The sequence below is a fragment of the Streptomyces sp. 8L genome, assembly GCF_020176795.1.
Classification (GTDB): domain Bacteria; phylum Actinomycetota; class Actinomycetes; order Streptomycetales; family Streptomycetaceae; genus Streptomyces.
The window spans coordinates 1-14,092 of the sequence record NZ_JAIUKE010000342.1; the positions used below are offsets into that span (position 1 = coordinate 1).

The window sequence follows — 14,092 nt, forward strand, 5'->3', positions numbered from 1 at the left end:
CCGGGCGGCGGCCTCCTGCCGAGGACCCGTCCACTCCGCCCCGGGACCCGCCCGCGCCGGAGCCCGCGCGCCCGCGGACGACGGAGCCCGAGGGGGTACCGCGGCGGCCCGCGGGGCCCGCCACGACCCAGGACGCGGAGCAGCCCCCGGGCGCCCGCGAGGTGGCCGCGCAGCCGTCCGCGGCCACGCGGACATCGGTGGCGACGCTCGGCGCCGGGATCATGCTCCTCGGACTCGGGTTCGCCTTTCTGGCGCTGCGGCTGCGCCGACGCTGACCCCGCACCCGCCTGCGGCCCCGGAAAAGCCCGCGCCTTCACCCCTGTTGAGCTGGGGCTCTGTCCGCCGCAGGTGGACCCGTACGACTCAGGTATGACATCGGAGGTCCTCCCGCGGTCGTCTTGCCCTGACGAACATACTGGGTATACATACTGAGTATGTCGATTCGCCACGGGCTGCTGGCCCTGCTCGAAGAGGGTCCGCGCTACGGCTCGCAGCTGCGCTCGGACTTCGAGAGCCGCACCGGTGCGACCTGGCCCCTCAACGTCGGGCAGGTCTACACCACCCTCAACCGCCTCGAACGGGACGGCATGGTCGTCCACGAGGGCGCCGATGACGCCGGACACACCGTCTACACGATCACGGACCGCGGCCGGGAGGAACTCGTGTCCTGGTTCCGTACGCCCGTGGACCGCGCCAATCCGCCCCGGGACGAGCTCGCGATCAAGCTCGCCATGGCCGTGGGAACCCCGGGCGTGGACATCAGGGAGGTCATCCAGGCCCAGCGCCACCACACCCTCCAGGCCATGCAGGACTACACGCGCCTCAAGGCCCAGGCGCTCGAACAGCCGCCCGCGGCCCGTGAAGAGGTGGCCTGGCTGCTCGTGCTCGAACAGCTCATCTTCCAGACCGAGGCGGAGGCCCGCTGGCTCGACCACTGCGAGGCCCGCCTCGTCCGGCTCTCGCTGCTGCCGAAGGCGCCGCCGGCCGGGCATCCGGCCGCACCGGCACCGCCCGCGTCGGCGACCGGCGGTACCCCGGCCGCTTCCGCACCCGGGTCCCGGACCGGTACCGGGTCCCCGTCCGCCTCCCCTTCCGCTCCCGCCTCACCGCGCGGCACGTCCGCGTCCTGACACGCGCCGCCGCCGGATCGATCCAGCCCGCTCCAAGGAGACCTCTCTTGTCGTACGCCACCCCCCAGCCCGGCCCGCCACCGGGGCCCGCGAAACCGTCCCGCTCCGGCCACCGCCCGTCGGCGGAACCCGTCCTGCGCCTCGTCGACCTGACACGTGTACACGGCACAGGAGCCACCGAGGTCAACGCCCTGCGCGGGGTGCACCTCGACGTCTTCCCCGGCGAGCTGGTCGCCGTCATGGGGCCCTCCGGCTCCGGAAAGTCGACCCTGCTCAGCCTGGCCGGCGGTCTCGACGCGCCCACGTCGGGACAGGTGCTCGTGGAGGGCACGGACATCACCGCGGTCAGCCGCAAGCAGCTCGCCGCGATGCGCCGCCGCAGCATCGGCTACGTCTTCCAGGACTACAACCTGGTGCCCGCGCTGACGGCCGTCGAGAACATAGCCCTTCCCCGCGAGCTGGACGGTGTCTCCGCCCGCAAGGCGCGGGTCGAGGCGAAGGCCGCCCTCGCGGAGATGCGCCTCGGCGAACTCGCCGACCGGTTCCCCGACGAGATGTCCGGCGGCCAGCAGCAGCGCGTGGCCATCGCCCGCGCGCTCATCGGCGACCGCCGCCTGGTGCTCGCCGACGAACCGACCGGCGCCCTGGACTCCGAGACCGGCGAGTCCGTGCTCGCGCTGCTGCGCACCCGGTGCGACGCGGGCGCCGCGGGCATCCTCGTCACCCATGAGCCGCGCTTCGCCGCCTGGGCGGACCGGGTGGTCTTCCTCCGGGACGGGACGATCGTCGACCAGACCGTACGCACCGGCGCCGAGTCCCTCCTGAGCAACCAGGTGGCGGACCGGTGACGACCTGGTACCACTCCTGGCGCGTGGCGCTGCGCATCGCCCGCCGTGACGCCTGGCGCTTCAAGGGCCGCAGCTTCCTCGTCCTCGCGATGATCGCTCTGCCCATCCTCGGCGTCAGCGCCCTGGACCTGACGCTGCGCAGCGCGAACCTGACCCCCGCCGAGACGCTGACCCGGGACATCGGCGCGGCCGACGTCCGGGTCAAGGACCCCGACCTCGGCGGGGTCCCGCTGATGCAGGACCCGGCCGACCCCCTCTCGTACACGACGGTCAAGGACTACGGCGACCAGCCCTGGCCCTCCGGCCCGGGGAACCTCGCGAAGGCGCTGCCCAGTGGCAGCCGGACCCTCACCGACTCCTCCGCCCAGGTCAGCCTGCGCACCACGCACGGCATCCTGGACACCGAGGTGCGCGAGCTGAGCGCGAAGGACCCGATGGCGAAGGGCATCCTCCGTCCGGTCAGCGGGCGCCTGCCGGCCTCCCCGCACGAGGTCGCGGCGACCACACACTTCCTCAAGGTCAGCGGCCTGAAGGTGGGTTCCGAACTGACGGCCCGCGACCTGGCCACCACCTACCGCATCGTCGGCTCGTACGAGCTGCCGAGCGGCCTGAAGACGGACCAGGTCAACGCGCTGCCCGGCGCTCTGCTGAAGCCGCTCGCGAAGGCGCTGGCGGCCAAGGGGCTGCCCCCCTTCACCGCGGACACCTCGCACCTGGTCAGCGTCCCCGGCACGGCCGGTTTCACGTGGAACATGATGCGGGCCGCCAACGCGCACGGCTTCACGGCCGAGTCCCGGACGGTGACGCTGCATCCGCCGGCCCACGCCGACGTGCCGTACTTCAAGCACAACGCGCCGATGGGCTCCGACGACACGACGACCACGCTCGCCACGATCGCGGCGACCATCGTCGGCCTCGCCATGCTGGAGATCTGTCTGCTGGCCGGGCCCGCCTTCGCGGTCGGCGCGCGCCGCTCGCGCCGCCAGCTCGGCCTGGTCGGCGCCAACGGCGGCGACCGCCGGCACATCCGGGCCATCGTCCTCGGCGGCGGCGTGGTCATCGGTGTGGCCTCGGCCGTCATCGGCACGGTGATCGGTCTGATCCTGACCTTCGCGCTGCGGCCGGTCCTTGAGGAAATGATCGGCAAGCGGTTCGGCGGGTTCACCGTCCGGCCCGCCGAGCTGCTCGGCATCGCCGCGCTGGCCGTACTGACCGGCGTGCTGGCCGCGATCATGCCGGCCATCACCGCGTCCCGGCAGTCGGTCCTCGCGTCCCTGACCGGTCGTCGCGGCGTCCGCAGGAGCAGCCGGGTCCTGCCGGTGCTCGGCCTCATCGCCGTCGCGTGCGGCGCCGTGATCGCCGTGTACGGATCGACCGTCTCGGACAGTTCCCTCATCGTCGTCGGCGGCAGCGCCGTCGCCGAACTCGGCTTCGTGGCGCTGACGCCCGCGCTGGTCGGGCTGTTCGGCAGGACCGGCCGCTGGCTGCCCCTCTCGCCGCGCCTCGCGCTGCGCGACTCCGTACGCAACCGGGGCCGCACAGCACCCGCCGTCGCCGCGGTGCTCGCCGCGGTCGCGGGTACGGTCGCGGTCTCCATGTACTCCGCCAGCAGCGACGCCGAGCAGCGGGCCTCATACGAACCGAAGCTGCCGTACGGCGCCGTGTCCGTCCTGACCACCGAGGACGGCGGCCGGGACGTGCCCGCCGCCCGCACGGCGGTGGTGAAGTCGCTCCCCGTCCGGCTGCGGGCGGACGTGGACCGCATCCAGATCGGCAAGCGGAGCTGCGGCCTGTACAGCAGCGACTCCGGCTGCGGGCACGCCGAGATCGACGTGCCGAAGGCCAACCAGTGCCCGCTGTGGTCCTACGGCGACTCGGGCGGGGACACCCCCGAACTGCCCGTGTCGCAGGAGGCGAAGCTGGCCAAGGACCCGCGCTGCTCCGACGACGCCGACAGCGACGTCACCCAGGGCCTGCTGGTCGGCGACGCCACCGTGATGAAGGTCCTCGGGATCGACGATCCAGCCGCCGAGCAGGCGCTCAAGGCGGGCAAGGTCGTCTCCTTCGACAAGCGGAACGTGAGCGGGACCGGCGGCCACACCTCGGTGTCCCTGCGCCTGTACGCCGACGCCGCGAAGGAGCAGGCCGCGCTCGACAAGGGCAAGATCCCCGAGTCCACGGTGACCACACTGCCCGCCCACGAGGTGGCCGCGGGCACCAAGTCCTACGGCGTACAGCTGCTGATGACCCCGGCGACGGCGAAGGCCGCCCACCTGGGCACCGTGCCGTACGGGGCGTACTACACCACCGGCTCGCTGCCCACGAGCGCCCAGGAGCAAAAGGTCGACGCGGCGGTGGCCAACCTCGGCGGCAGGATCGAGCTGCACGTGGAGAAGGGCTACATCAGCGACAACGGCATCGTGCTGCTGGCACTCGGCCTGTTCGCGGGGCTGATCACCGTGGGCGCGGCCGGGATCGCCACCGGTCTCGCGCAGACCGACGCGGAGGCCGACCTCAAGACGCTGGCCGCGGTCGGGGCGCCCGACCGGGTGCGCAGGACGCTGAGCGGGTTCCAGTGCGGGGTGGTGGCCGCGATGGGGGTCGTCCTCGGATCACTCGCGGGCGTCCTCCCGTCGATCGGGCTGCGGCTGAGCGAACGGCGCGCCGCGCTGACCGCGTACAAGCACAATCTCGCGCAGGGCGTGACCGGCGAGAGCCTGCCGCACGTGTCGATCGTGGTGCCCTGGGGCACGCTGGTCGCGCTGTTGATCGCGGTGCCGCTGGGCGCCGCGCTGCTCGCCGCCGCGGTCACCAGGTCCCAGCGCGCCCTGTCCCGAAGGGCGACTGCCTGACCCGGCCCCCACGGCTGTGCGAGACACTGGACACATGGAGATGCCGAGCAACGAACGGTCGCAGGAGAGCCCCCACGTTCTCGTGGTGGGAAAGGACGGTATGGCTCTCGGTGGCGGTGACAGCGAGCACGCACCGCGTGAGAGCCCGGTAACGGAGATGGTCGAACAGCCCGCGAAGGTCATGCGCATCGGAAGCATGATCAAGCAGCTGCTCGAAGAGGTGCGCGCGGCTCCTCTGGACGAGGCCAGCCGGGTGCGGCTCAAGGAGATCCACGCCGGTTCCGTCAAGGAGCTGGAGGACGGGCTCGCACCCGAGCTCGTGGAGGAACTTGAGCGCCTCTCGCTGCCCTTCACCGAGGAGGCGGTGCCGTCGGAGGCGGAGCTGCGCATCGCTCAGGCGCAGCTCGTCGGCTGGCTGGAGGGCCTCTTCCACGGCATCCAGACGGCCCTGTTCGCCCAGCAGATGGCGGCCAGGGCGCAGCTGGAGCAGATGCGCAGGGCGCTGCCGCCCGGCGCGATGCCGGAGGACGAGCCCGACATGCAGCAGGGCGGCGCGGTCCGCTCCGGCCCGTACCTGTAGGGCGCTCGCCCATACCTGTAGGGCGCCCGCGCGGCCACCGTACGGCCGGCCGGGCGTCGTGATCAGGAGGGGTCCGTGACGACGACGGCCCCCGCCGGTTCCGCTCGGAGACGAGGGGGCCGGCCGGGGCCGTCGCGCGCGGTGCCGCCCGCGCGGCCGGTTCAGGTCATCAGGAGGATCTTGCCGACGTGGCTGCCCGCGTCGAGCGCCCGGTGCGCCTGGGCCGCGTCCGCCATCGCGACCCGCTGATCGATCACCGGACGCAGATCGCCCGACGCGACGAGCGGCCACACGTGCTCGCGTACGGCGGCGACGATGGCGGCCTTCTCGCTCGCGGGACGGGCCCGCAGCCCCGTCGCCGTGATCGCGCCCCGCTTGGCCATCAGGGCACCGAGGTTGAGTTCGCCCTTCACCCCGCCCTGCATCCCGATCACGGCGATCCGGCCGTTGACCGCCAGCGCCGCCACGTTCTGGGCCAGGTACTTGGCGCCGATGATGTCGAGGATGACGTCCGCGCCCGCGCCGTCCGTCGCCGCCTTGACCTCCTCCACGAAGTCCTGTTCGCGGTAGTTGATCAGGATGTCGGCCCCGAGGTCCTTGCAGCGCGTGAGCTTGTCCGCGCCGCCCGCCGTCACCGCGACGCGCGCGCCCGCCGACTTGGCCAGCTGGATCGCGGCCGTACCGACGCCGCTCGCCCCGCCGTGCACGAGCAGCGTCTCCCCCGGCCTGAGGTGAGCGACCATGAAGACGTTGGACCACACCGTGCAGACCACCTCGGGCAGCCCGGCCGCATCCGCCAGTTCGACGCTGTCGGGCACCGGGAGCAGCTGCCCCACCGGGACGGCCACCTTCTCCGCGTACCCGCCGCCGCTGAGCAGCGCGCACACCTCGTCGCCCACGGCCCACCCCGCGACGCCGGGGCCCACCGCGGAGATACGGCCCGCGCACTCCAGGCCCGGGTAGGCGACCGTGCCGGGCGGCGGATCGTAAAAGCCCTGCCGCTGGAGGACATCGGCGCGGTTGACGGCGCTCGCCACCACGTCGACGACCACCTCGCCCTCACCTGGCACGGGGTCGGGCACCTGAGACCACACCAGGGCTTCGGGTCCACCGGGTTCCGGAATCGTGATCGCATGCATGGCCGTGAGGCTACCCCCGCCCCGCGTACCACACCCGCCGACGCCGCACCTCCCCCCGCCGCGCGCGCCGGACGGCCGCGGGGCCCGCCGCCACGCGCCCGGCGGTGTGCGCCCTCGTCCGCAGGCCCGGCGGTGCGCAACCTCACGATGGGGCGCCTCACGATGGGGCGCTGAGAGCGTCTCCGGCCATCGCTCTCAGCTGTACCCCTCTCCCCGCCTACCGCCAGGTACCGCCTTCCCCCCGCCTACCGCCGGGTGCTGCCCCGGAGCGGGCTCTCGGGCGGCTCGTTGCGCGCGCGGATGATGGCGATCACCCGGTCCGTCGGCTGGAGCGGGCTCGCCGCCGGGTCGTCGTACGCCAGCAGGCGGTGGCCGCGGACCACGCTGACCACCAGGTCGTCCGTCTCCCGTACCCCCCGGCCCGCCTCGGCCTTGGTCACCGGGCGCTCGACCATGTCGAGTCCGCTGCCCTGCTGGATCAGGTCGTCCATCACCGTGCCCGCCCAGGGGCTGAGGACAGACATACCGAGCATCCGGCCGGCCGCGCTCGCGCTGGTGATGACGGCGTCGGCGCCTGACTGCCGCAGCAGCGGCGCGTTCTCCTCCTCACGTACCGCCGTGACGATCTTCGCGTTCCTGTTCATCTGACGTGCGGTCAACGTCACCAGGACCGCTGTGTCGTCGCGTTGCGTCGCGATGACGATCTGCCGGGCCCGCTGGACCTCGGCGCGCAGCAGCACGTCGCTGCGGGTCGCGTCACCGACCACGCCCGTGAGCCCCTCGGCGTTGGCCGCCTCGATCACCTTGCCGGACGGGTCGACGATGACGAGCTGCTCCTTGCGCAGCCCCGTGGCACACAGCGTCTGCGCCGCAGACCTGCCCTTGGTGCCGTAGCCGATGACCACGGTGTGGTCGCGCAAGGTGGACCTCCAGCGGTTCTGCCGCCACTCCTCCCGGGTGCGCTCCGTGAGGACCTCAAGAGTCGTACCGACCAAAATGATCAGGAACAGCACGCGCAACGGTGTCACCAGCAGCACATTGGCCAGCCGGGCACCCTCGCTGTAGGGGACGATGTCACCGTAGCCCGTGGTGGAGAGCGTCACCGTGGAGTAGTAGACGGCGTCCAGGAAGTCGACGGAGCTGTCGGCGTTGTCGTGGTAGCCGCCCCGGTCGACCCAGACGATCAGGACCGTCAGGAACAGCACGGCGAGCGCCATGGCGAGGCGCCGCAGCACCTGCCGCAGAGGCCGTTGGACCGTGCGCCTGGGCAGGCTCACCCGGGCGCTGACGAGCTGTTCGTCGGCGTTTCTCGCTATGGCGTCATGGCCGGGAAGTTTCACGTGAAACACCCGCTCTGCACCGGTGCGGTCCATGGCAGGTCGAGGACTTCGACCGGCGTTCCGGGGGCGACCCCGCCGGGCGGCACCACCGCGAGCCCGTCGGCGACCGCGATACCGCGCAGCATCGCTGGACCGTTGAAGTGGACCGGTTCCAGCGCTTCCGCCCGGTGCACGAACGGCACCAGGCGGGTGTCGTGCGGGTGCCCGCGCAGGTCGTCGGCGATCGGCGCGTGGTACGGGGCCGGCTCGCCGCGTCCCGACAGCGCGCGCAGCAGTGGTGCGGCGAGGCTGAGCAGCCCGGACACGGCGGCCAGCGGGTTGCCGGGCAGTCCGACGAGATGGCGCCCGCCCTCCAGCGCGGCCAGCAGCATCGGGTGCCCGGGGCGTACGGAGACGCCGTCCACCAGCAGCGTCGCGCCCGCCTTGGCGAGGACGGGGTGCACGTGGTCGACCGGTCCCGCGGCCGTGCCGCCGGTGGTGACCACCAGATCGGCCCGGGACCCGGTGACCGCCCCGTACAGGGCGTCGGCGTCGTCGAGAACGCGGCGCGTGCCCAGCACCTCGGCGCCCAGCGAGCGCAGCCAGGGCGCGACCATCGGCCCCAGCGCGTCCCGGATCAGCCCGTCGTACGGCAGGCCTTCGGTCAGCAGCTCGTCCCCGACCACCAGCACCTCGACGGTCGGACGCGGCACCGTGTGCAGCAGGTCGTATCCGGCCGCCGCGGCCAGCCCCAGCACGGCCGGCGTGACCGTCGTACCCGCGGACAGCAGTTGGTCGCCCGACCGGCACTCCTGTCCGCGCGGCCGGATGTCCTGTCCCTGTGTGACGCGCTGTTGGGCGTGCAGGCGGCCCGCGTCGTCCCTGCGCGCGTGCTCGCTGCGGATGACGGCCGTGGCCTCGGGCGGTACGCGCGCGCCGGTCGCGATCCGCACGGCCGTGCCGTCCGGCAGCTCGTCCGCGAAGGCGCGCCCCGCGAGCACGGAGGCGGCGTCGGCCACCGACCACGGGCCCGGCCCCGACACGGCCCAGCCGTCCATGGCGGAGGTGTCGAAGGGCGGCAGGTCCGTGAGCGCGGTGAGAGGTTCGGCGAGCGCCTCGCCGAGGGCCCGCTCGGCCGTGACGCGGTGCGACCTGCCACCCCGCGCGAGGCGCCCCGCCCGGGCGGCACGGACACGGGCCTCGGGCCAGGCCAGCGGCCGGTGCGGATCGCCGTGGCCGCCCGCAGGGAGAGGGGCAGGCCTGTCCCGGACCAGGGCGAGCACGTCGTCGAACCCGTCGGCTTCGCCACGCACGTCAGCTTCACGGCACTCGGCCCGTGCGCCGCTCGCGCCGTCCCGTTCACGGCACTGGGCCCGCGCGCTCCCGCCGTCCCGCCGCGTCATCCGGCGTCGGCCCCCGAGCCGCCCGCCTCCTCTTCCCAGCGGCGGGCCAGCGCGGACGCCTTGGCGGCGGCCTCGGCGACCGCCTGCTCGCCCTCGCCCGCCGCCCGGGCCGCCGCGTAACCGACCAGGAAGGTCGTCAGCGGGGCCGCGGGCCGGGCGACACCGTGCGCGGCGTCACTCGCCAGGTCGAGCAGCAGCGTGGTGTCGACGTCCAGCTCGATGCCGAGTTTGTCCTTGACTGCGGTGATCCATTCGTCCAGCACGGTTCCATGCTCCCTGATGCGCGTCCGGGCAGCGGAGATGTCGTCCCAGGTGTCGCAGTCGAAGGCGGCGAGGGGATCGGCATCCACCCGGACAAGGTCCAGTTCCTGTGACAGCAGGCGCAGCGGCAGGCCCGCCAGGCCGCCGTACTCGGCGGCGAGCAGGCCGAGCGAGCGGCGCAGCGGCTCGGTGCGGTAGGCCGCTACGAGCGGCTGGTCCCGGCCGTCCCCGTCGACGAGGAACGCCGCCTCGCCGGTGCCCGCCGCGAGGACGTCCCGCAGGCGGCGCACGGTCCCGGCGCCCAGGAAGGGGAGGTCGGCGGAGAGCACGAGGGCCGTGTCCGCCGCCACGCACCGCACGCCCGCGCCGAGCGCGGCGACGGGCCCGCCGCCCGGCGGGTCCTCCCGCGCCCATCGCACGGGCCGTACGGTGGGCCGCCTGCCGCCGACGACGACCGTGCGCCCGGCGTCCGCGCAGGCGGCCAGCACCCGGTCGAGCAGGGTGCGGCCCCCGACACGGAGTCCCGGCTTGTCGGCGCCCCCGAGGCGCTTGGCGGCTCCCCCGGCGAGCACCACGGCGTCGTACCCGGCCGGCACGCGCGGCTCGGGTGTCGCCGGGGCATCGTTCGCGGCTGTCATGGCTGAAGTATCGTCCGTGATCGCGCGTCTGAAGCACGCCACGTTGCTCGATCTTCCCCCGGCACCGGCCGGGGCGGCGCCGAGCACCCCGAGGCACCGGGACGGTGCCCGGATTGTCCTCAGAGGGTGCGCAGGAGTATCGCCGGCTGTTCCACGCAGTCCGCCACATACCGCAGGAAACCGCCCGCGACGCCGCCGTCGCAGACCCGGTGGTCGAACGTCAGGGACAGCTGGACGACCTGGCGCACCGCCAGCTCACCCTGGTGCACCCACGGTTTGGGCACGATCCGGCCGACGCCGAGCATGGCGGCCTCGGGGTGGTTGATGATCGGGGTGGAGCCGTCCACGCCGAACACGCCGTAGTTGTTGAGCGTGAACGTGCCGCCGGTCAGGTCGGCGAGCGGCAGCGTCCCCTCCCTGGCCCCGTCGGTGAGGCGCCTGAACTCCTCGGTCAGCGACTCGGCGGACCGGGTGTGCGCGTCCCGCACGACGGGCACGACGAGGCCCCGGTCGGTCTGGGCCGCGAAGCCGAGGTGCACGGCGGGCAGCCGGACGATCTCCCGTGCGGCCGTGTCCACCCTGGCGTTCAGCTCGGGGAACCGGGCGAGCGCGGCCGTGCAGACCCGGGCGAGCATCGCGAGGACGGAGATCTTCGGGCCGCCCGACGCGTTCATCGCGGCGCGGGTGGCCATCAGCTCCGTCGCGTCCGCGTCCACCCAGCAGGTCGCCTCGGGGATCTCCCGGCGGCTGCGGGACATCTTCTCCGCGACCGCGCCCCGTACGCCCTTGAGGGGCACCCGGACGGCACCGTCCGGCGCGGTGGCCGCCGGGGAATCCGCCAGGTCTGCGAAGGGCGCCTCAGCGGCGGGCGCTTCCGCGAAGGGCGCTTCCGCAACGGACACCTCGTCCGCGACGGGCACCCCGCCGGTGAGGGCGTCCGCCCGCTCGATCGCCCGCTCCACGTCGGTCCGCAGGATCAGGCCCTGGCGTCCCGACCCCGCCAACTGCCGCAGGTCGAGGCCGTGCTGGCGGGCCAGCCGCCGTACGAGCGGCGACACGACGGGCACCGGCCCGGCGGCGACGGCCGCGTCCTGAGCACAGGCACCGCCCTCCGCCGCCGTACCGCCGACGACCGCATCGCCGACGGCCGTACCGTCCACCGCCGTGCCGTCCACCGCCGAGTCGGCGGCCGGCTTCCCCGGCGCGTGACGCGCCCGGGCGGCGGTCTCCGCCGTGACCCTCGTCCCGCTCCCGAAGCGCTGTCCATCGGGCTCGGCCGAAGGACCGAGCCGCTCGGGCGCCACCCTGCGGCGGCGGGCGGCGGGCGCGGCCGTGCCGTATCCGACCAGGACATTGCCCGACGTGTCACCCGGCGCCGCGTCCGGAGCGCCGGACACACCGGAGGGGCCGTCCAGCCGCGCCGCCCCGGAGTCCGGGGCCGCCGCACCGCCCGTGCCGTCCCCGCCGACGGCGACCGTCATCAGCGGTGCCCCGACCGGCAGTTCCGTGCCCTCCTCGCCGAAGCGGGCCGTCACCACCCCGCCGTACGGGCAGGGCACCTCCACCCGCGCCTTCGCGGTCTCCACCTCGACCACCGGCTGGTCCACGGCGACCACGTCGCCCACCGCCACCAGCCAGCCCACGATCTCCGCCTCGGTCAGTCCCTCACCGAGGTCGGGCAGCTTGAACTCAAGCACCTGGGCCATCAGCTCTCCGCCTCCCACTGGAGCCGCGCGACCGCGTCCAGCACCCGGTCCACTCCGGGAAGATGGTGCCGCTCCAGCATCGGCGGCGGGTACGGAATGTCGAATCCCGCCACCCGCAGCACCGGCGCCTCCAGATGGTGGAAGCACCGCTCGGTCACCCGCGCCGCGATCTCCCCGCCCGGGCCGCCGAAGCCGGCCGCCTCGTGGACGACCACCGCGCGGCCCGTGCGGCGCACCGAGCGCGCCACCGTCTCGTCGTCGAACGGCACCAGCGACCTGAGGTCGACGACCTCCAGGTCCCAGCCCTCCGCGCGGGCGGCCTCGGCCGCCTCCAGGCACACCGGCAGGCTCGGCCCGTACGTGATCAGCGTGGCGCTCGTGCCGGGGCGCCGCACCACGGCCCTGCCGATGGGTTCCACGGCCGCCGGCTCGTCCGGCGACCACGGCGCCTTCGACCAGTACAGCCGCTTCGGCTCCAGGAAGACCACCGGGTCGTCCGAGGCGATGGCCGCCCGCAGCAGGCCGTAGGCGTCCTCCACGGTCGCCGGGGTCACCACGTGCAGGCCCGGCGTGGCCATGTAGTACGCCTCGGAGGAGTCGCTGTGGTGCTCGACCCCGCCGATTCCGCCGCCGTAGGGGATGCGCACGGTCAGCGGCATCGGCATCGCGCCGCCCGTACGGTTGCGCATCTTCGCCACATGGCTCACGAGCTGCTCGAACGACGGATAGGCGAAGGCGTCGAACTGCATCTCGACCACGGGCCGCAGGCCGTACATGGCCATGCCGACCGCCGTGCCGAGGATGCCGGCCTCCGCGAGCGGGGTGTCCGTGCAGCGGTCGTCGCCGAACTCCTCGGCCAGGCCGTCGGTGACGCGGAAGACGCCGCCGAGCGTGCCGACGTCCTCACCCATCACATGGACCGCCGGGTCCTCGGCCATCGCGTCGCGCAGGGCGCGCTGGAGTGCCTGCGCCATCGTGGCCGGCTTGGCCGCCTTCGCCGTCGGCCGCGCCGCGAGCGTCGTCATCGCGCGTCCTCCTGCTCCGGCGCACCGGCCGCCTCCGCCACCGCGTCCAGTTCCGCGCGCAGCCCGCGCGCCTGCTCGTCGAGCTGGCGGGTGCGCTCCGCGAAGACCTGCCCGAACAGGTCCATCGGATCGAGCACCGGGTCCTCGTTCATCCGCTCGCGCAGCCGGGCCGCCATGTCCTCCGCCTCCCGGGCGACCCGGGCCGCCTCGTCATCGTCCAGCAGGCCCCGGCCGCGCAGCGCGCCCTCCAGCAGGTCCACCGGGTCGTACGCGCGCCACGCGGCGACCTCGTCGTCCTCGCGGTAGCGCGTCGCGTCGTCGGCGTTCGTATGCGCGTCGATCCGGTAGGTGACGGCCTCGACCAGCGTCGGACCACCGCCGCCGCGCGCGCGGTCCACGGCCTCGGCGAGGACCGTGTGGACGGCCGCCGCGTCGTTGCCGTCGACCAGCCGGCCGGGCATCCCGTACCCGACGGCCTTGTGCGCGAGGGTCGGAGCCGCGCTCTGCTTGGAGAGCGGCACGGAGATCGCGAAGCCGTTGTTCTGTACGAGGAAGACGACCGGTGCCTGCCACACCGCCGCGAAGTTCATGGCCTCGTGGAAGTCGCCCTCGCTCGTGCCGCCGTCGCCGACGAGGGCGAGCGCCACCACGTCGTCGCCCTTGAGACGGGCCGCGCGGGCGAGGCCCACGGCGTGCGGCAACTGGGTGGCGAGCGGGGTGGACAGCGGAGCGACGCGGTGGCGGTACGGGTCGTAGCCGGTGTGGCGGTCCCCGCGCAGCAGCGTCAGCGCCTCCACCGGGTCGACGCCGCGCGCCACCACGGCCAGCGAGTCGCGGTAGCTGGGAAAGAGCCAGTCGCGCTCGGAGAGGACGGCGGCCGCGGCCACCTGGCACGCCTCCTGGCCCGCGCTCGACGGGTAGACCGCGAGCCTGCCCTGCCGGGTCAGCGCCGTGGCCTGCGTGTTGAACCTGCGTCCGCGCACCAGGGCGCCGTAGAGGCGCAGCAGCAGCGCGGGGTCCGCGGCGGCCTCCTCGGGGGTGCCGAGGACGCGGAGGGGCCGCTCGTCGGGAAGGAGGGGCGCGGCCGCCGCCGGCCCCCCCCCCCCCCCCCCCCGGCCCCCGCGCGCCGTCGCCGCTCCTCACCGTGATCTTCGTGCCCGGCATCCCCGATCTCAGGCGGAATGCCGCGAG

General features: G+C 74.0%; 10 protein-coding genes and 2 pseudogenes. 5 read left to right on the forward strand and 7 right to left on the reverse strand.

All coding sequences use genetic code 11. The annotated features are described in order from the left end of the window. The 5 genes and pseudogenes from LCE31_RS25685 to LCE31_RS25705 form a co-directional block, all read left to right on the forward strand. Nucleotides 1-275: pseudogene (locus LCE31_RS25685) on the forward strand (hypothetical protein); the annotation flags it as partial. 159 nt (nt 276-434) lie between these two features. Then, nucleotides 435-1,130, forward strand: coding sequence for a PadR family transcriptional regulator (locus tag LCE31_RS25690; RefSeq protein WP_225018093.1), 696 nt, complete (start codon nt 435-437; stop codon nt 1,128-1,130). A 134-nt stretch (nt 1,131-1,264) separates the two neighbouring features. Then, entirely contained in the window at nt 1,265-1,978 is a 714-nt protein-coding gene (locus tag LCE31_RS25695) for an ABC transporter ATP-binding protein (RefSeq protein ID WP_225018109.1), read from the forward strand. After that, the gene (locus LCE31_RS25700; protein ID WP_225018095.1) at nt 1,975-4,830 is read left to right on the forward strand and encodes an FtsX-like permease family protein; all 2,856 of its coding nucleotides are present in this window, start codon (nt 1,975-1,977) and stop codon (nt 4,828-4,830) included. Before LCE31_RS25695 ends, LCE31_RS25700 begins: the two co-directional genes overlap by 4 nt. Before the next feature lie 34 nt (nt 4,831-4,864). Then, nucleotides 4,865-5,410, forward strand: coding sequence for a bacterial proteasome activator family protein (locus LCE31_RS25705; RefSeq protein ID WP_374118557.1), 546 nt, complete (start codon nt 4,865-4,867; stop codon nt 5,408-5,410). Between the two features lie 161 nt (nt 5,411-5,571). On the opposite strand, the gene LCE31_RS25710 is transcribed toward LCE31_RS25705, so the two are convergent. The 7 genes and pseudogenes from LCE31_RS25710 to pdhA all read right to left on the reverse strand — a co-directional run. Next, a complete protein-coding gene (locus LCE31_RS25710) occupies nt 5,572-6,549 on the reverse strand; it encodes an NAD(P)H-quinone oxidoreductase (RefSeq protein WP_225018098.1) in 978 nt (325 codons plus the stop codon). 245 nt (nt 6,550-6,794) lie between these two features. Beyond that, nucleotides 6,795-7,922, reverse strand: a complete 1,128-nt coding sequence (locus tag LCE31_RS25715) for a potassium channel family protein (RefSeq protein ID WP_225018100.1) — start codon at nt 7,920-7,922, stop codon at nt 6,795-6,797. Beyond that, a complete protein-coding gene (locus tag LCE31_RS25720) occupies nt 7,886-9,271 on the reverse strand; it encodes a molybdopterin molybdotransferase MoeA (RefSeq protein ID WP_225018102.1) in 1,386 nt (461 codons plus the stop codon). The genes LCE31_RS25715 and LCE31_RS25720 overlap by 37 nt, the downstream gene beginning before the upstream one ends. Then, nucleotides 9,268-10,170, reverse strand: coding sequence for an NTP transferase domain-containing protein (locus LCE31_RS25725; RefSeq protein WP_225018103.1), 903 nt, complete (start codon nt 10,168-10,170; stop codon nt 9,268-9,270). Before LCE31_RS25725 ends, LCE31_RS25720 begins: the two co-directional genes overlap by 4 nt. Nucleotides 10,171-10,289: 119 nt before the next feature. Further along, the gene (locus tag LCE31_RS25730) at nt 10,290-11,876 is read right to left on the reverse strand and encodes a dihydrolipoamide acetyltransferase family protein (protein WP_225018105.1); all 1,587 of its coding nucleotides are present in this window, start codon (nt 11,874-11,876) and stop codon (nt 10,290-10,292) included. After that, nucleotides 11,876-12,901, reverse strand: coding sequence for an alpha-ketoacid dehydrogenase subunit beta (locus LCE31_RS25735; protein ID WP_225018107.1), 1,026 nt, complete (start codon nt 12,899-12,901; stop codon nt 11,876-11,878). Before LCE31_RS25735 ends, LCE31_RS25730 begins: the two co-directional genes overlap by 1 nt. Beyond that, nucleotides 12,898-13,983 (reverse strand): annotated as a pseudogene (pdhA, locus tag LCE31_RS25740) (pyruvate dehydrogenase (acetyl-transferring) E1 component subunit alpha); the annotation flags it as partial. The pseudogene pdhA and the gene LCE31_RS25735, both read right to left, overlap by 4 nt. Nucleotides 13,984-14,092: the final 109 nt, after the last annotated feature.